Origin of the sequence: Chryseobacterium viscerum (assembly GCF_002899945.2) — a bacterium.
Lineage (GTDB): Bacteria > Bacteroidota > Bacteroidia > Flavobacteriales > Weeksellaceae > Chryseobacterium > Chryseobacterium viscerum.
The window spans coordinates 227,518-246,026 of the sequence record NZ_PPEG02000011.1 but is presented as its reverse complement, the minus strand read 5'-3'; the positions used below and the strand labels follow the sequence as shown (position 1 = coordinate 246,026).

Here is an 18,509-nt window from a genome sequence, read left to right as displayed (position 1 = left end):
GGGTAAAACTATGTCCCCAAATTGGGTATTAGTTTTGCTCTAAGTTACAAAAAAAAGCCACTCTTCCGAGTGACTTTTTATTTTTTGCAATCGAGTCTTATCTATAGATCACAACATTATCTTTTTTAAGCTGGTATCCGCTTTTTTTGAAAGGAACCAATACATAACCATCCTTTTTCCAGGCTTTGGCTTTACCTCCTGCTCTGGTTAGGATGATGCTTCCTGCTTCAGTATCCTTAACGAAAACCTCAGCTTTTTTCATGTCCTTGCTAAAAATAACAGCAGCTATTGAAGTAGAACTTCCTTTCGGATCAACTTCTGTTAGCTTGATCTTTTGTTCAAAAGTTCTTACACAGTCTTTTTTAATCTGAGAGTATGTATACCCTGCTGAACCGATACATCCATGTGCATCTCTGTCTCCACCTACAACATGTGTTTGTTGTGCAAATACTAAAGAACCCAGGAACATTGCGCTAAGGAAAATTGTTTTTTTCATATTGATTTTTTTATATAATAATAGTTACCGAGTTATTATTAAAAATCATGCCAAATAAACCATAACACACATTTCTGTGAATAAATTTCTTTTTTATTACTTAGTCCAATTGATCTTTGAATGCTTTACATCAGCAGAGCTGGTACCAATCATAACATCAAAATCACCTGATTCCCAGTCATATTTCAAATCTCCGTTATAGAATTTAAGCGTTTCAGGAGTGATATCGAAAGTTACTTTTCTAGATTCTCCTTTTTTCAAAAATACTTTCTGGAAACCTTTCAGTTCTTTTACCGGTCTTGTGATACTCCCTACCATATCTCTGATATATAGCTGAACGACTTCTGCCCCATCATAATTTCCATCATTGGTTACAGTAACCGATGCCTGAATCGTTTGATTTCCTTTAGGGCTTGTATTGGATACCGCAATATCAGAATATCCGAATTTTGTATAACTTAAACCAAATCCAAACGGATACAATGGAGTATTACATTCATCCATATAGTTGGAACGGAATCTTTGGTATTCACATTTATCAGTAAGTTCCTGACTCAATGGACGACCCGTATTTTTAGCATTATAATAAATAGGAACCTGTCCTAGACTTCTTGGGAAAGTCATCGGAAGTTTTCCTGACGGGTTTACTTTTCCAAATAAAACATCGGCAATTGCATTTCCTGCTTCAGATCCTGCAAACCATGCATTCAAAATAGAATCCGGAGTATCTTTCACATTGGTTAAAGCTAATGGGCGGCCTGTGAAAAGAACCATAGCAATTGGTTTTCCGGTTTTCTTTAATTCATTTAATAAATCAACCTGGGATTGAGGAATTGTAATTTCAGTTCTTGAAGAAGATTCTCCACTCATTTCTGCAGATTCTCCAATAGCAAGAACGATAACGTCTGCTTTATTGGCTACATCTACTGCCTCTTTTAAAAGTTCTTCTTTGGAACGGTTATCCCGGTCTGTTTTCTTCCCATGAGCTGCATAGATATCTTCTAATTTAGCATCATAATCGATGTTGGCACCCTTAGCAGAAAGGAACTTCACTTCTTTTCCGTAGCTAGCCTGAAGACCCTGCATCAAGTTGACGGCTTTATCATGTTTTGCAGCCACACTCCATGTTCCAGCCATGTTGAGTGAATTGTTCACCAATGGTCCGATTACCGCTACAGTTCCCGATTTTTTCAAAGGAAGAACCTGATTTTCATTTTTCATCAAAACCATTGACTGAGCCGCAACATTTCTTGCAATATTTCTGTTTTCCATGCTGTAAACCTCTTTTGCTGCCAGTTTTGCATCACCATATTTGTATGGATCTGTAAATAATCCTAAGTCATATTTTGATTCAAGAACTCTTTTTGCTGCTAAATCGATTTCTGCCTGTGTCACTTTTCCTTCGGATAAAGATTTTTTTAATGTTGTTAAAAAGCCTTCTCCTACCATATCCATATCAACACCTGCTTTCAATGCCAATGCAGAAACCTGCTGAAGATCTCCCATTCCATGGTCAACCATTTCGTTGATACCGGTATAATCAGTTACCACAAAACCTTTAAAGTTCCATTTATTTCTTAAAACTTCTGTTTGAAGCCATCTGCTTCCTGTTGCAGGAACTCCGTCCACTTCATTGAAAGAAGCCATTACAGAAGCTACCCCTGCATCTACAGCCGCTTTGTAAGGAGGGAAATATTCGTTAAACATTCTCACATGGCTCATATCAACCGTGTTGTAATCTCTACCGGATTCACCAGCTCCGTATAATGCAAAGTGCTTTACGCAAGCCAGTATATTTGTACCATTTGCAAGATCTTTGCCCTGGTAACCGTACACCATATTTTTAGCAATTTCACTTCCTAAATACGGATCTTCACCGGAACCTTCGGAAACTCTACCCCATCTTGGCTCACGGGAAATATCTACCATTGGAGAAAATGTCCAGTTGATCCCATCAGAAGAGGCTTCTTTTGCAGCTACTCTTGCTGACTGCTGAACTAAGTTCATATCCCATGAAGCAGCTAAACCTAATGGAATCGGGAATGTAGTTTCATAACCGTGAATAACATCCATTCCGAAGATCAAAGGGATTTTAAGACGGCTGTTTTCTACCGCTACTTTCTGAACGGCTCTGATTTTTTCAGCTCCTTTTATATTGAATAGTCCACCGACTAAACCTTGTTCAACTTTTTTACCGATGTCTGAACTTTTGGCCAACCCTGTAGTAAAATCGCCTGAGCTTGGTAAATTAAGCTGTCCGATCTTTTCGTCTAATGTCATTTTTGACAAAAGATTGTCTACAAAAGCTTTCTTTTTAGCCTGATATTGAGCCGTCTGATAAGATTGAACGGGCTTTGTTACCATTTCCTGTGCTGAAAAGACAGGTGCCAATGCTAAAGTGGCGATTACAATTAACTTTTTCATAAATCTATCTTCTTAAATTATTGTTTTTATATTTTTTAGTTTTAATCTATTCTACAATTAAGTATAAATCTTTCTTTCCCTTATTTGATTCTAAATATCCCAACACACAAATTAGACTTCCATATTCATTCATTGTATTGTCATTTTTGGAAATATCGAGCCATTCAAAATATTTTTTTTCAAGATCATCCGGATGAAGATGTTGTCCTTTATATTGTGATAAATTAATTAATTTTCTGCTTCCAGATTCTTTAAGATTCTCCAGTTTTACTTCTGTCTGAAAAATAAAATTTAATACATTAAAAAAATTCTGATCATTGATTACTTTATTTTCAAACAAAAGATTTTCTGTTGTACATTTTTCGAAAAAACGATTTTCATTCAACAAGCTATCATCATCAGATTCATTCAATCCAATAAAAATTAATTCCATTATTTATTTCTTCTTTTTGGACAGCATCCATTCATAAAGCTGCGGGTTTGAATAGGCTGAGTCCCAAGAGTTATGATTGTCATTCGGGAAAATCACCAATTCTGCAGTTGGATTTACGGGATGCAGCTTTTGATAAAAATTAAAAGCATTGGCAGGTAAAACAATATCATCCATTCCACCATGAAATATTTTCATATTTAAATCTTTAAATTGATGGATATTAGCCGTCATTACCTGATCTGTAGGAGCACAGACTGATGCCACTGCGGCAAACATTTCCGGATGTTCCATTGCCAGCTTCAAAGTTCCCCAGCCTCCCATAGAAAGTCCTGTAAGGTAGATACGGGATGCATCAATTTTATATTTTCCCTGAATTTCCTTGATCAGATTGTAGACCGTAACGGTATCCCACCATTCACCTTCGGGACATTGCGGAGCCAAAATAGCCACCGGTTCTTTGATCAGGTTTTTATACGTAAACGGGCTGTGTGCTTTTACCAGCTCAAGATTATTTCCACGTTCACCGGAACCATGAAGAAAGACAATCAAGGGTACATTTCCTTTTGTATTCTGAGGATAATCCAAAACATAGGAGATTTTTTCCTGTCTTTTAATTTCTTTATTTAATTCTCCTTTTATTTCCTGTGCATTCAGCTGTAATGAAAGCGGCAGGAGTAAAAGGGGAAGATATTTCAATTTTAGTTTCATATTGTTATTTAGGTTTTGGCTAAAGCCAATGGATTTGATCTTTTTATTTAAACGGGCTAAAGCTCATTTCTATTGAATTATTTTATTCCATATTTGGCTGACTGAAAGCTTAATTTTTTCAATCCTTGCTGAATTTCCGGAGTATTCATGAATAATTTCCATAAAAATCCTGTTCTGTAGTTTTCGATCATCGGAGCAATTGTTCCCTGATCGATCGCTAAATATCTTGGTGTCGTCCAATTGTCATAATTGATCGAAGTGGCATCATAAGGACCTGCAGAACCGATGAATTCTGGCTTTTGAGTATAGATAAATCTCAGGAAAGCCATTGATTCTTTTGGGGTATATGGAAAACTGCTCAATGCTGCTGTAGGAGTGATTACTCCGTGGTCATTTTGTGGAAAATGAGCATCGTAGCCAACGCTTCCATCTTTATTTCTTGAATAGCCGGCTGTTAAACCCCAATAATTTGGTCCGTAGCCTTTCCATTGTTTTGGATTCTCAACACAGTATTTATAGTCGATAAGGACTTGATTTTTATTTAAATCAAAATAATTTTTAATTAATTTATCAGATAAGTTTGTCGGATCTAAGCCAATGTATGAATATTGTGTCCAGAATAATGGTCCTCCATATTCTTCTGCTCCATTATGTTTTACGTACATTGGAAGTCCGTATTTTTCTTTATCAGAAAGGTAGGTTCCATTTCTGGTCCAACCTTTATAATACGTCTCCGCATCGATAGAATAAGTTGGCGAAGAGGCTGCTAAAATATAGGTAATGAGACATTCATTATATCCTTCGAGAGGAAAATTCATTTCCCATTGGTATTCCGGTGACCAGTGCCAATACAATACTTTTTCACCTCCTTTGGTGTACCAGTTCCATTGAATGCCTTTCCATAGCTCATCACATTTTGCAGCTAATGCTTTTTCTTCCGGAGCTCCATTTTTAAAATATTCACGAACCATCAGTATTCCTGAAGTAAGGAAAGCAGTTTCCACAAGATCACCACCATTATCTTTTTTACCAAAAGGAACGGTTTTTCCGGTTTCTCCATTGATCCAATGTGACCAGGCTCCTTTGTGACGATCTGCTTTTGCCAGAAAATCCATGATGTGAGTAAGCCTTTTTACGGCATCTTTTCTCGGAACAAATCCTCTTTCTACTCCTACCAGAATCGTTGCCAATCCAAATCCTGAGCCTCCTGTAGTGATAACATGTTTATCATTATCCGGATAAATATTGTCTTCATGATAACGTTCTCTTCCTAACATCGACTTTGGTTCAGCATAGTCCCAAAAATACTTAAAGGCATCTTTCTGTACTCTGTCCATCAGCTGTTCATCAGTAATATTACTTTTTACAGCTTCCGTTTTTCCAATTTCCTGTTTTGCTACAGAAGCATTTTTACAGGAATACACAAAGAATAAAGAGGTAACGGCAATTGATAATAGGTTCCTTTTCATGAGATCTCTTTTATTGGGTTCTAAAAGAAGAGGAGAACTTTCATTCTCCTCTAAGTTTATGATTTATTTTAATATCCAGGGTTCTGAGTTAAAACGCCGGCACTTTCCGTTACGGCATCAAATGGAATCGGGAATACTTCATTTTTCCCGGCCTTGAATCCATATGAAGCAAGTACAGTAGCAGCCTGTCCTGTTCTTACCAAATCCACAAAACGGTCTCCTTCCAGTGCAAGCTCTACTCTACGCTCATGCCAGATTGCTGTTCTTAATGCACCTTGCGTTGTCGCTGTGGTTACTCCTAACTGAGCTCTTTTTCTTACCTTATTAAGGTTAGTAGTTGCTGTAGACGTATTACCTAATTCGTTAGCTGCTTCTGCATTGATTAGTAAAATTTCAGCAAATCTTAAAATTCTGATATTCTGAATAGATCCGTATCCACAAGCACTGTTATTCAAAGCTTTTGGAACATATACTTTCTGGTTGTAAGTAGTTACTGACTGAGCATCTCCCATTGCAATAAGATCTCCTTCCGGAGTAGTCTCTCCATTTCTAAGTATCGTCAGTTCTTTTCTGATATCACCAGATTCAAATGCATTTTCAAGAGCATTGGAAGGGGTAAAGAATCCCCAGCCAAACTGATCTCTTACTCCCTGAACTTCCGCATACTGACTTCCTTTGAATGGAGGTGCACAGTCGCAGTTAACTTCAAAAACCGATTCTTTTCCAAATTCTCCCGCCGGTCTGAATAAATGGTTAAAATCAGGATCCAGATCATATCCCATTGCTATCACCTGGCTAGAAGTATCGTATGCTTTCTGCCAGTCTTTTTTATAAAGATATACTTTAGAAAGTAAACCTAATGCTGCTCCTTTTGTCACTCTTCCTAATTCTGAAGCCGGATAAGACTGTGGTAGAATTTCGGCTGCACTGGTAAGGTCAGAAATAATAAAATTATATACTTCTTCCACAGAATTTCTAGGAATTTTATAATTGGATTGAAGCCCGTCGAAAATTGGTACTCCGCCATAAATTCTTAATAAATTAAAATAGAAATACGCTCTAAGCATTTTTGCTTCTGCAACCAACCTTGTTTTTAGAGCAGAATCCATATCAATTTTCGGAACATTCGTAATCACCTGATTACTTCTGTTTATAGCCTGCCATTGTCCAATCCAATATCCTCTTATTCCTTCATCACTTACTGTATAGGTAAAATTATCATATACATTAATAAAGGAAGCATCACCAGGGTTTGAACCCTTAACAACGTCATCTGCCGGCACTCCAAATACAAACTGATACGGAAAAGCTGAATTCTCCCAGCTTCTAAGAAAACTGTAGATAGCACTGGTTGCCTGTAAAGCATCTTCCTGTGTTTTGAAGAATGATGCCGCTTCCGTATATCCTTCCTGTTTTATATCTAAATAATCATCTTTACAGCTTACTGTAAGTGAAAATAATGCGATCGATAAAAATATCTTTTTCATAACTCTTTCTAATTAAAATGTTAAGTTCATACCAACGGTATAAATTGCTGAAATTGGGTAAATATTATTATCAACCCCCATTTGTACCCTGTCAGTATTTAAGATTTCAGGTGAGAATCCTTTATATTTGAAACTTGTCCATGGATTTTGTGCACTTACATATAATCTTAATTTGGTAATAGACATAGAATCGGCAAAGGATCTAGGTAAAGTATATCCTACCTGAATGTTTCTTACTCTGATATAACTTCCATCTTCTACATAAAAGCTATTTGGTAAAATAATAGCCTGATTATTGGTAGCCATAGGATAAGCATTAGATGTTCCTTCACCATGCCATCTATTATTATAGAAATCTAAGTCCCAGCTTTCATTTCCATAACGTTGTTCTCTATTGAAATTATAAATTTTGTTTCCAAAAACTCCCTGGAAATCAATAGCAAAATCAAAATCGTATACATTCAGGTTAAAACCAAATCCATAAGTTCCTTTAGGAATAGGGCTACCTAAAAACGTCTTATCTCTCACATCAATCACACCATTTCCATCCAAATCTGCAAATTTAAATCCTCCGGCTTGTGCTCCATTCTGAGTAGCCCAAGCATCAACTTCTGCCTGATTTTGGAAAATACCTTCCACTTGATAGCCATAATATGAACCTACAGCCTGTCCTTCCTGCAATCTTATAATTGAATTACCATACAGACTCGCTCCTGCATTTAAATAAGAACCATTGAAAACAGAGGTTATTTTATTTTTCAGTGCAGTCATATTTCCATAAACGCCAAGTTTTATATGTTCGCTTATTTTAGTATCATAGTTAATAGAAAATTCAAATCCACGGTTATTAAAAGAATAGGCATTTGTAATGTAATTATTCCAGTTTGCAGCACCAGAAACCGTTCCCTGAACTATACCATAAACAACATCTTTGGTATCTTTATCAAAATAGGTAGCATCAATCTTTAACTTATTGTTGAACAATGCCATTTCAATCCCGAAATCTTTACCAGTTGTTGTTTCCCACCCGATATTTGGATCTATGATTTGATCTATCGTCTGTGCTGGGTACCCTGTATTTCCGTAGTATGTTCCTGCTTCGATAATACTTGTATTCAAGGTATATGCTCTCTGTACATCAGGATTTCCGAGTTTACCCCAGCTTGCTCTTAATTTTAACAGGCTGAAAACATTTTGCTCACTCATGAAATTTTCTTTAGAAACCACCCAACCTGCACTTACTGCTGGGAACACACGGTATCTGTCATTAGAAGAATACTTAGATGTTCCATCTCTACGAACAGATGCATTCACTAGATATTTTCCGTCATAAGCATAATTAAGCCTCCCAAAAAAGGATTCAATCCTATCATGATATGGGATCACATTTCTTTCACCTTTATCAAAACCTGTCTGGTATATGTCAGTTCCTTTAAAAATGTCCAAAGAAGCATTGGTTCCATTATAATTCACATTCAAAGCTTCTGCATACCCTTGAGAATAGGAGTTTCTAGTTCTGGAGAAACCTGCTAATAACTCTATATTATGTTTTCCAAAATCTTTTTTCCAACTTAATGTATTATCCCAGATATAATTTCTGGTTCTTGAATCTCTTGTTATTAACTTATTGGGTTTTTGATCTGCTGTCGGAACATACCCAAAAGTAGGAGTATATTCATACTTATTAGAATTAATATTATCCGTACTATAGCTGATCCTTACCGTAAAGTCATTCAAAAATTTGTATTCCCCCCAAATATTATTCAATAATCTTTCTTCTCTTGTCTGGGATCTGAATAAATCCATTTTCGCTCTGGAATTAGGAATTTTAGCCAAAGTAAAATACTGGTAATCTCCTGTAGCCGGATTTATTGGGGCATAAACTGGTGGTGACGAATAAGCATCCAACACCGTATTTTGTACATGATCTGTACGCATTTTTGAAAAAGTAAAATTATTTCCAATCGTAAGATTATTGGTAATTTTATAACTTAAATTTACTTTAGTAGTAAATCTGTTAAATCCACTTCCGGAATTAATTCCTCCACCTGCTGCAAGATTTCCTTCATCCTGAAGGTTTCCGGCACTTAGGTAGTAATTCAATTTTCCAAGAGTACCTGAAGCAGAAATATCATTAGAATTAATAATACTTGTTCTGAAAATTTCGTTAAACCAATCGGTATCTGAAGGATAAGACGCTCTATTTAAAAACACAGGATCTTTTGCCTTATCATTGATTAGCTTCTCATTATATAGTTGTATATACTGGTCTGAATTAACCATTTTAGGAATATTTGTCACTGTTTTAATTCCTAAGTATGAGTTAAAGTTGAAAACCGGTTTTTTACCTCTCCCTGTCTTGGTCTTAATAATAACAGCACCGTTGGATGCTCTTGCTCCATAAATGGCCAAACTCGAAGGATCTTTCAATACACTCATAGACTCAATATCCTGAGGACTAAGGAAAGAGATGTCATCTGTGATCATTCCATCAACAATGAATACTGTTTTACCAGTAAGAGAACCTATTCCTCTGATATCTACTCGGGGAGAACTTCCAGGTGTACCGGAATTTAGAACCTGTACTCCGGATAATTTACCCTGTATTGAGCTTATTGGGTTAGCGTTCGGTTTATCGGCAAGATCTTTTGCTGAAATCATTCCGATACTTCCCGTCACGTTTTCTTTTTTCTGAGACCCATATCCGATCAAAACTACTTCCTCGATCTTCTGCTCTTTGGCAGTCGTATCTTTTGGAGTAGTCTGTGCATTGACGTTCATACCGAAGTACAGAACAGCAATGAGACATGAGTACTTTAAATTACTTTGTTTCATATAGTTTCAATTTTATTCAAATAAATTCAAATTTGTACCTGTCTTAAATAGTGGAGTTATTTAAAATCTCAAAAAAAGACATTAGCCAAAAATATAAAAAATATCCTACAATGTTAAATTATCTTAAACATTTAAAAATTACCATCTTTTATTAGATAAAAACCGAAAATCTATTAAGTTTTATAATTTTATACTCAAAATAATTATCAATTAAATATCATATTATTAATAGTAAATTAACATTTTTAACACAAAAATTCACCAAATAAGCACTTGAATTTAATATTTTGTTAAATAGAGAATAGTAATTACCTTTGGTGCAGTTTTTGAGAAAAGCATTTAGGAAATAAACAATAAAAGATCAATGAAAAAATATATCATTGCAGCCGCTCTTTTAATAGGGACTGGTGCTGTCATTACCACCACTGTACAATCTTGTACATCACTCGCCACCTCGGATATGGGGCTTTCTATTATTAAGAGAATCCTGCTCAATGGTATTGATAAAGGAATGGGAATCTACGGGAACAAAGAGGCCTTTCTTCAGAATAATATGGTAGACAAAGCGCTTCCCAAAGAACTGAGAGATATCAACTCTATGCTGGAAAAAGTAGCTCCGTCGCTGGTAGCCAAAGAGAGGGATTATATTGCACAGGCAGCAGCTTATACAGTAAACACCTCAAAACCTATTTTACAAGATGCTGTAAACAGCCTGAACGCTCAGGATGTAACAAGAATCATGCAGGGAACTACTGCTACACAGATTCTGAAGGAAAAGACCTCCCAGCAGCTTATTTCTGCTATCGCTCCCAAAGTAGATGAGAAACTGAATGAATATGGAATTGTAAAAACAATCAATTCAGCATTATCGGGAAGTAATTTTCTGAGCGGTCTTTTAGGCGGAAATAAAAATACAGTGAATTCAGGTGGATTGAGCCAGCTTGCTTCTGAACAACTGGTCAATGGATTATTCAATATTATTGAAGATTATGAGCACCAGAACTCCAAATCTCTGCTAGGACCATTTGGAAAATAAGAGAAATTTCGTTATATTTATATTATATTAACAATTGGAGATGGACATATTACAAGGAAATCAACACGCAAATCCTGAAGATTTTTATAAGTCTTTGAAGGAGAAACTGGAAGATCATCATGATTTTCCGGAAGATTATTTATTTAAATTTATTATTCCTACAGACCAGTCAAAACTTACTGAAATCTATAAGGTTTTTGATGGTATCAGATTCACATTAGGAAACCGTGAAAGTAAAAATGGAAAATATACTGCCTGTAACATCAATGCATTCGTTTTGGATGCGAATCAGGTTGTAACGATTTATCAGGAAGTTGCAAAAATAGAAGGCGTTATTCTATTATAAAAACACAGACCGTTTCATAGTAATGAAACGGTTTTTTATTGTATTAATGTTCTCCAGATTTTTCTTCTCTACATTATAGCTTTTCATTTGAGATAATATTTACAAGTTACAATATGTAAATTGTATTCTTTACTCTTAGTCCCTTTTTTTATTTTCATTACTTTTCATCTAATAAAAAAGTCCGCCCCATTATAGAGGCGGATCATTTATGTTAAAAATTGATATATTTTGTATTATTACTTCTTAACAAATTTAATGCTTTCTGAAGTTTTAGCATTCTGTATTGTAATAACATACACTCCTTTTGCAAGATCTGCTACACGAATCTGACTATCATTAACTTTTCCTTTCTTAACAAGCTGTCCTACAGTATTATATATTTCAAATTGAGATTCTCCTGAAAGTCCAGTAACGTTAAGAATATCATTAACCGGATTAGGATATACACCAAATTTATTGTTCTTATTAACCTCCGCAGTTCCTAATGATTCCCGTGTGGTAAATGTTTTAGTTTGATAAACAAATTCATTTTCTAAATGAAATATGGTCTGTCCAGTACTTGTAGTAAGGTCTACATATCCATTTTCCATTCCATCGCCAAAGTCATCAGACATTGTAAATGCGTAACAATCCTGTGGCAAGGTCCACACTTGAGTGATAAGAGCCGGAGTAGGCTGCCCAGGTTGAGTATTGTTATATCTTCCTTCTTTTACAATTTGTCCGGCACTGTTTTTCAGGTTCCATCTCGTTTCCTGGCCGTACTTATCTCTCTGCAGCTTAAAGGTAACAGTAGTTGTTGAAAAATATTGAGGCGCTACAGGCTTTACATAATTACCGCTTGTAGAATTGTTTGTGCTTCTTTGATCTGCAGCTCCATTTACAGATGTAATAGAAAAGGAAACAGGAGAAGATGCAACAGAACCATTCACAGGGATATTAATCACCCCCGATTTATCTTGAGTCAGGTTACCTGTCCAATTATAAGTTTGGGCAGTTCCTCCATTTATTGAATATGAAATAACAGCTGATGTCAAATTACTCGTACCTCTGTTGGTGATAAGCAAGCGAAGCACTCCTTCTCCACAATTAACGATTCCTATAGAACATCCACCGTCAAATTTTATCTCAGCATCATTGGCAAACAACGGTATAGGCGAATCTGTATTGGATGCTTTAAGCTCCATTCTTCTTGGAGAATTGTCCATCACAGCTCTTACCCTGGTTTTCTGATCATTGGTGTAAATATTCATACAGGTATCGTTGGTATAGTCCATATAATTCTGTACCATTTCAAAAATCGTAGGATCATCACAACTTGGGATAGAAGGATTACACACATAATTATCCTCATGTGCTGTTGGGGTATCTGCACAATAATCTGTACCACATGCTGCATCTCCCCAGATATGCCTAAGCCCAAGAAAATGTCCTACTTCATGGGTCATTGTTCTTCCTCTGTCATAACCAGCCTGCATTAAAAATGTACCGTCATTATAATCCATACTTCCAAAAGTAGCATATCCTGCCACTACCCCGTCTGTACTGGCAAGCCCTCCATTCGCATTAAGGCCCTGAAGACCGGAGCTAGACGGAAACTGAGCAAATCCCAACAATCCATTATCTGCAAAGTCTACACTCCACATATTCATATATTTTGTAGGATCCCAAATCGTCCCGGTTTTTACAACATCATTGATAAAATTCTGGTATCCATATTGAGGAGCCCCATTTGCCCAATAGTCTTTGCAAAGATTTACTCTGTCAATTCCATTGGTTGGATTTCCATTAGGATCTACCTTTGCCAGCACAAACTGTATTTCAGTATCCGCACCTACAGGATTAGTATTATATCCAGGAGTATTAATCTTTCTTCTAAAATCATTAGTCATTACTGTAATCTGAGACATCACCTGAGCATCTGTGATATTAGGGGCAGTTCCTACATCCTGACCGCTGTGAATAACATGAACTACAACTGGGATTGTAATAACAGTTCCATTCTGGGATTTGTTCGCATTAGCCTTTTCAATCAAAGGGGCAAGCCATTTTTCAAACTGTTCTGTTGTAAGCCTCTCAGGAAATTTTCTTTTCAGATTAGCTTCATATTCAAGTGTCCCACATTTTTCAATTCCATTAGGGTCCAGCTTTTGTTCTGTAAGCCGTTTTGGAGATTTTGCACCTTCTCTGATCTGCGCATTTGAAAATCCGATTCCCATAAAGAATAGGGCAGCTAAAGAAGATTTCAAAATAATAGAGTTATTCATTATTATATTTTTTTGTATTTTAGCAAACATACAAAAAAAAACCAAATAAACAGATTTAAACTCAGCAAAAACAATAAATAACATAAAGATAATTCAATGAAATCGCAAATTATTATAATTAATATTATCACAATTTTATCAACTATCAGTTGTATTAATCAAAATAAAAACGAGGTTAATAGTAAAAATTTAACCAAAATTACAAAACAGCAAAAAATTGAAAAGATTGAATTAACAGAAAGAACCCGGGGAACCAACCGGAGTGTTGTATATACACCAAACCTTATTGCCGCTACATTAAACGGAGATTCAACCCAAACCACTATGCCTATTGCTGAATGGGAGAACATTTCCAGACAGGCAGAAGCTCTGGATCTATCCAAAATATCGGATCTTCAGTCTCCCACTACCGGCAGATATACCGACAGGGCTTTAGCTGCTACCATTATTATCACTTCCAATGGAGCTACCTATACTTCCGCTAGTTTTGATTCTGGTATTCCACCCAAAGAATTGGAAGCGTTATACAATACTTTACAAAAACCAAAGGAAAAGCAAAAGAAACCTCTCAAATAAAGAATCAAAAATAAAAGGAACGAGTGGGTATGTACTATATCAAAAGAAATCCGCTATTTACATAGCGGATTTCTTATAATTTATATCTTTATTTTTCTATAAAAAATTTCACATTTTCAATAGGCCTTCCCAGCATCGCCACTGAGCCTTTTACCAGAATTGGCCTTTGGATCAAGGATGGATTTTCGGAAAGAATCCTGATCCATTCTTCTTCAGAATAATTTTTATCTGCGTAATTTTCAAGATACATCTTATCTGTTTTACGAATGATATGAAAAACACTCTGATTCAGTTTTTTCAGTACAGTTCTTATCTCAAGAATACTTAACGGATCCTCAACAATATTAATGATCTCAAAAGGTACTCCGTTTTCGTCAAGATACTCCAGTACGGCATTTGACTTTGAACAGTTCCCGTTATGTAAAACTTTAACTACCATGATATAATTATTCAAAAAGTTAAACTTGTTTTAAACAAATTTAAAAAGAATTAAATTGAGTATGTCTTAATGTTCTGATAAAAATATGTTAAAACAGCCCGTGAAGTTCTGTTTCAATTTTCTCCAGAATCAGCCCGAAATCTTCCGGCTTTTCAACGAAATCAAGATCATCCACTTCAACGATCAGAAGCTTTCCTTCTGTATAATTGGAGATCCATTTTTCATATTTCTGGTTCAGCTTTGAAAGGTATTCAATACTGATAGATGCTTCGTACTCACGACCTCTTTTATAGATTTTTTTTACCAGATTGGGAACATCTGATTTCAAATAGATAAGCAGATCCGGAGCCGATACAAAAGACTTCATCAAATCAAAAACGGACGAGTAATTGTTGAAATCTCTGTCCGAGAGAAGATTCATATCATTTAAGTTTTCTGCAAAAATATGGGCATCCTCATAAATGGTACGGTCCTGAATGATATTCTTACCACTTTCTCTGATCTCCTTTACCTGACGGAATCTGCTTCCCAGGAAATAGACCTGCAGGGCAAAACTCCACTTGCTCATATCTGAATAAAAGTCTTCCAGATAAGGATTGTGATCTACGTCTTCAAATTGTGCATCCCATCCGTAATGCTTAGAAAGCATCGTCGTCAAAGTTGTTTTTCCTGCTCCGATGTTTCCGGTAACTGCAATATGCATATTCTTTTTCCTTATATTTACTGATTAATAAGCTTTTCTACTTCTACAGACTGAACTTCGGAAACGTCTTCAATCAATTTCTGTAGGGTATTGTCTGAAGGTTTCTCTACTGTATTCTCATTGGGTTTTTCTTCAGTTTTTTCTACGGGTTTTTCTGTAGAGGGCTGTAGAGTTTCCGGCTGAGCGTCCAGCTGTTTTTGCTGTTTGGCTTTCTTTACTTTTTCAAGGCTGTAAAGATAGAGTTTGTTCCCTTTGATTTCAAAATAAGAAAGGATGTTTTTATCCACAATTTGCGCATCCTGATCTTCAAAAACGGTTACCATTCCTTTTTCAGGAACATATTGTGAAATGAAATTATTCGCAATGACCAGAATGGCATCATTCTCTCTTCTAAATCTTTTTCCGTTATCTAAAGGAGCTTCGAAAAGTTTTTCAAATTTCAGGCTATAAATCCTGATATGTTTTCTCGTTAAAATATAGACTTTATTTTCATAGACCAACATATCCGTCAGATCCTCAAAACTAATGTCAAAAGGGTATGAATTGATCGTTGTATCGTTTCTGAAATTATACTGTATCAGCCGTTTTGTACTGTCATCCAGAAGCCACAACTGTTGCTGATCTTCGGCATAAGCCATTCTTATAAAACCAAATTTTTGCTTAAAATCCAGCTTTTGAATTTCGTTCATATTCTGGTCTACGAATTTCATTTCCTGTGCATTTTCAGAAAAAAAAGGCACATTCAGAGGATTTTGTACCGACTGTACTTTGTAGGGAACAGTAAACATCATTTTGCCAATCTGCTTTCCTAAAGAATCATATTTGGTAAAACTAAAATCTTTGTTTTTATAGATATACAGACTTCCGTAGTCATCGGCAAGCATATCTTTGGCCTCCTTCAATTTTAAAGTATCCAAAGGAATAACATTCTGCGCCGAAACCGTACAGAAAAGGAAAAAAAATAGTATGTTTAAAAACTTCACTCTGTTTTTTTAATGTGTTGAATATACTGAAAAATAATTTCATCCAAAAGAGGGTAAAACTTAATAAAATTTTCTTTACTAGTAATCAAAATCGAGACCATCTTATCGCTGAAAAAAAGAACTTTCTACTCAATGTAAACCTTGTGATATATTGAGGGTTATTTAAAAGCAACTTCATAAATTTTTGACCAGTTTTTACCTGTCACCAGCATGTTGTCCCCTTTAAATGCAATTCCATTTAAAACATGTTCACTATCTCCTCCATTATTCTCCTTTGTCAATTGGGTAAAATCAAACTTCCCTACAACTTCTCCAGTTACTGGATTAATCTTTAAAACAACGGGTTTATGCCAAACATTGGAATAGATAAAACCATTGTGGTATTCCAGCTCATTGAGCTGGTCATAAATTGTGGTATTTCCGGCAACACAAACTGTCTTTACTACTTTTGACGGATTGTTTACATCCAGAAAATAAAGGTTTTTGGAACCATCGGTAGCGATCAGATTTTTCCCGTCATACGTAAGCCCCCATCCTTCTCCAATGATGTTGGGTAAAGGAAATTCGGATATCTTTTTCAAGGTATTTTTATCGTAAATAAACCCAATTTTATTCTGATAAGTGAGCTGATATATTTTATCTCCAACAATGGTACAACCTTCAGAAAAAATCTTGGCAGGCTGCTTTGCGACAATCGTAGGAGCGGATGATCCTAAAGTATATTTTATAAGCTGTGAGGCATTGTTCATCCCATCACTTTCATACACGGTATTTCCTTCTACCACAAAACCTTCAATAAAATTCTTCGGATTATGAGGATAGTCAGCTACTATCTTGTAGGGGATATTCTGTTCGAGGATTTTTGAAAATACATTGATGGTAGCATCCTGATTCAGGACTTCACCTCCTTTTGTTTTGATGGTAAAGATGACATTGTTGTCTCCCAAAGTGAAAAACTTCGGATCAATCGTTAAGTCCGTTGTTTCTTTATCTCTGAAGCTGACTGCTATGCTTTCTGTATTTTCTGTAATTTCTTTCGGCAATTCAATTTTATCTCCGAAATGATAGCCTTTTTTCTCTTTTGAATTGTTATAATCTGCCAGAGAATCAAGCATTTTCTCGTTGTTACTACATGAGGCCAGCAAAAGAACTGTGGCAAAACCAACAGTGATATTTCGCTTAATAAAATTGTTAATCATTTATCAAAAATACTAAAATTTTAATCCTTAAAAAGGAAAATAGCGCCCCATAGAGCGCTACTATATTTTTTATTAATCAATGAAGATCTTATTTGATCTGAACTTCATAGATCTTTGGCCAGTTTTTCCCTGTTACCAGCATATTATCTCCTTTGAAAGTAATTCCGTTCAACACATCATCACTTCCTTTGGTATTCTGTTTTGCAATTTCTGTAAAGTCAAACGTTCCCACGACTTCTCCATTGGCAGGGTTGATCTTTAAAACAATTGGCTTCTGCCATACGTTAGCATAGATAAATCCGTTGTGGAATTCCAGTTCATTCAATTGGTCATATGCCTGAGAACTTCCTGCAACAGCAATATATTTGATCAGTTTTGAAGGGTCATTTACATCGAGGAAATACAAAAGCTTACTTCCATCAGAAGCGATAAGGCTTTTCCCGTCATACGTCAATCCCCAACCTTCTCCCAACACATTAGGATAAGCAAATTCTGACAACAGCTTTAAAGAACTTTTATCATAGATATATCCTTTTTTACTCTGCCACGTCAATTGGTATACTTTGTCTCCTACAATGGTACTTCCTTCAGAAAAGTCTTCCTGAGCCTGTTTGGTAGAAGCAAGCGGAGTAGTTGTTCCCAACGTATATTTTAAAATCTGAGAAGATCCGTTTTGTCCGTCACTTTCATAGATCGTATTTCCTTCGATCTGGAATCCCTGTACAAAGTTTTTAGGATCATGAGGATATTCTGCTACAATCTGATACGCGATATTTTTTTCAGGATTTTTTGCAAATACATTGATGGTAGCATCCTGGTTCAGGACTTCCCCTCCTTTTGTTTTGATATTGAATGTAACCGCATTATCACCCAGTGTAAAAAATTTCGGATCAATAGTCAAGTCCGTTGTTTCTTTATCCCCGAAACTGATCGTTACGCTTTCTGCATTTTCTGTCACCTCTTTCGGAAGCTCAAACTTATCTCCGAAATGGTATCCTTTCGCCTCCATAGAAAGATTATAGGTATTTAATGTATTAAGAATCTCTTTATCCTTATTACAAGATGCCAATAATAAAATCGCTGCGAAACCTGCTATTATATTTTTTTTCAT

General features: G+C 35.8%; 16 protein-coding genes. 3 read left to right on the top strand and 13 right to left on the bottom strand.

The annotated features are described in order from the left end of the window. Nucleotides 1–97 precede the first annotated feature (97 nt). The 7 genes from C1634_RS23585 to C1634_RS23555 form a co-directional block, all read right to left on the bottom strand. On the bottom strand, nucleotides 98–496 hold the full coding sequence (locus tag C1634_RS23585; RefSeq protein WP_103233496.1) for a hypothetical protein: 399 nt from the start codon (nucleotides 494–496) through the stop codon (nucleotides 98–100). Between the two features lie 96 nt (nucleotides 497–592). Next, a complete protein-coding gene (bglX, locus tag C1634_RS23580; RefSeq protein WP_109739238.1) occupies nucleotides 593–2,920 on the bottom strand; it encodes a beta-glucosidase BglX in 2,328 nt (775 codons plus the stop codon). 46 nt (nucleotides 2,921–2,966) lie between these two features. Then, on the bottom strand, nucleotides 2,967–3,353 hold the full coding sequence (locus C1634_RS23575) for a hypothetical protein (RefSeq protein WP_109739237.1): 387 nt from the start codon (nucleotides 3,351–3,353) through the stop codon (nucleotides 2,967–2,969). 3 nt (nucleotides 3,354–3,356) lie between these two features. After that, complete coding sequence (locus C1634_RS23570) at nucleotides 3,357–4,061, bottom strand: carboxylesterase family protein (RefSeq protein ID WP_103233493.1); 705 nt, start codon at nucleotides 4,059–4,061, stop codon at nucleotides 3,357–3,359. A 77-nt stretch (nucleotides 4,062–4,138) separates the two neighbouring features. After that, the gene (locus tag C1634_RS23565; RefSeq protein WP_103233492.1) at nucleotides 4,139–5,530 is read right to left on the bottom strand and encodes a glucoamylase family protein; all 1,392 of its coding nucleotides are present in this window, start codon (nucleotides 5,528–5,530) and stop codon (nucleotides 4,139–4,141) included. Nucleotides 5,531–5,598: 68 nt separating this feature from the next. Next, complete coding sequence (locus C1634_RS23560; RefSeq protein WP_109739236.1) at nucleotides 5,599–7,017, bottom strand: RagB/SusD family nutrient uptake outer membrane protein; 1,419 nt, start codon at nucleotides 7,015–7,017, stop codon at nucleotides 5,599–5,601. A 12-nt stretch (nucleotides 7,018–7,029) separates the two neighbouring features. Beyond that, nucleotides 7,030–9,852 carry a SusC/RagA family TonB-linked outer membrane protein gene (locus tag C1634_RS23555; RefSeq protein WP_109739235.1) on the bottom strand — a complete coding sequence of 941 codons (2,823 nt, stop codon included), beginning with the start codon at nucleotides 9,850–9,852 and terminating at the stop codon, nucleotides 7,030–7,032. Between the two features lie 364 nt (nucleotides 9,853–10,216). Here C1634_RS23555 and C1634_RS23550 point away from each other — a divergent pair, with 364 nt between their 5' ends. Together C1634_RS23550 and C1634_RS23545 are read left to right on the top strand one after the other, a co-directional pair. Continuing rightward, nucleotides 10,217–10,888 (top strand): DUF4197 family protein, encoded by a 672-nt coding sequence (locus tag C1634_RS23550; RefSeq protein ID WP_103233489.1) that lies wholly within the window; start codon nucleotides 10,217–10,219, stop codon nucleotides 10,886–10,888. A 40-nt stretch (nucleotides 10,889–10,928) separates the two neighbouring features. Continuing rightward, entirely contained in the window at nucleotides 10,929–11,234 is a 306-nt protein-coding gene (locus C1634_RS23545) for a DUF493 family protein (protein ID WP_103233488.1), read from the top strand. Nucleotides 11,235–11,470: 236 nt separating this feature from the next. Here C1634_RS23545 and C1634_RS23540 read toward each other — a convergent pair whose 3' ends face one another. Continuing rightward, nucleotides 11,471–13,498 (bottom strand): M43 family zinc metalloprotease, encoded by a 2,028-nt coding sequence (locus tag C1634_RS23540; protein ID WP_165835390.1) that lies wholly within the window; start codon nucleotides 13,496–13,498, stop codon nucleotides 11,471–11,473. Nucleotides 13,499–13,594: 96 nt separating this feature from the next. Here C1634_RS23540 and C1634_RS23535 point away from each other — a divergent pair, with 96 nt between their 5' ends. Then, complete coding sequence (locus tag C1634_RS23535) at nucleotides 13,595–14,074, top strand: hypothetical protein (RefSeq protein WP_103235687.1); 480 nt, start codon at nucleotides 13,595–13,597, stop codon at nucleotides 14,072–14,074. An 88-nt stretch (nucleotides 14,075–14,162) separates the two neighbouring features. On the opposite strand, the gene C1634_RS23530 is transcribed toward C1634_RS23535, so the two are convergent. The 5 genes from C1634_RS23530 to C1634_RS23510 form a co-directional block, all read right to left on the bottom strand. Continuing rightward, nucleotides 14,163–14,513 (bottom strand): ArsC/Spx/MgsR family protein, encoded by a 351-nt coding sequence (locus C1634_RS23530; RefSeq protein ID WP_109739233.1) that lies wholly within the window; start codon nucleotides 14,511–14,513, stop codon nucleotides 14,163–14,165. 88 nt (nucleotides 14,514–14,601) lie between these two features. Beyond that, nucleotides 14,602–15,216, bottom strand: coding sequence for a deoxynucleoside kinase (locus tag C1634_RS23525; RefSeq protein WP_103235575.1), 615 nt, complete (start codon nucleotides 15,214–15,216; stop codon nucleotides 14,602–14,604). Nucleotides 15,217–15,233: 17 nt separating this feature from the next. Next, the gene (locus C1634_RS23520; RefSeq protein WP_109739232.1) at nucleotides 15,234–16,199 is read right to left on the bottom strand and encodes a hypothetical protein; all 966 of its coding nucleotides are present in this window, start codon (nucleotides 16,197–16,199) and stop codon (nucleotides 15,234–15,236) included. Nucleotides 16,200–16,357: 158 nt separating this feature from the next. Beyond that, nucleotides 16,358–17,383 (bottom strand): glutaminyl-peptide cyclotransferase, encoded by a 1,026-nt coding sequence (locus C1634_RS23515; RefSeq protein ID WP_109739246.1) that lies wholly within the window; start codon nucleotides 17,381–17,383, stop codon nucleotides 16,358–16,360. 103 nt (nucleotides 17,384–17,486) lie between these two features. Further along, nucleotides 17,487–18,509, bottom strand: a complete 1,023-nt coding sequence (locus C1634_RS23510) for a glutaminyl-peptide cyclotransferase (RefSeq protein ID WP_103233797.1) — start codon at nucleotides 18,507–18,509, stop codon at nucleotides 17,487–17,489.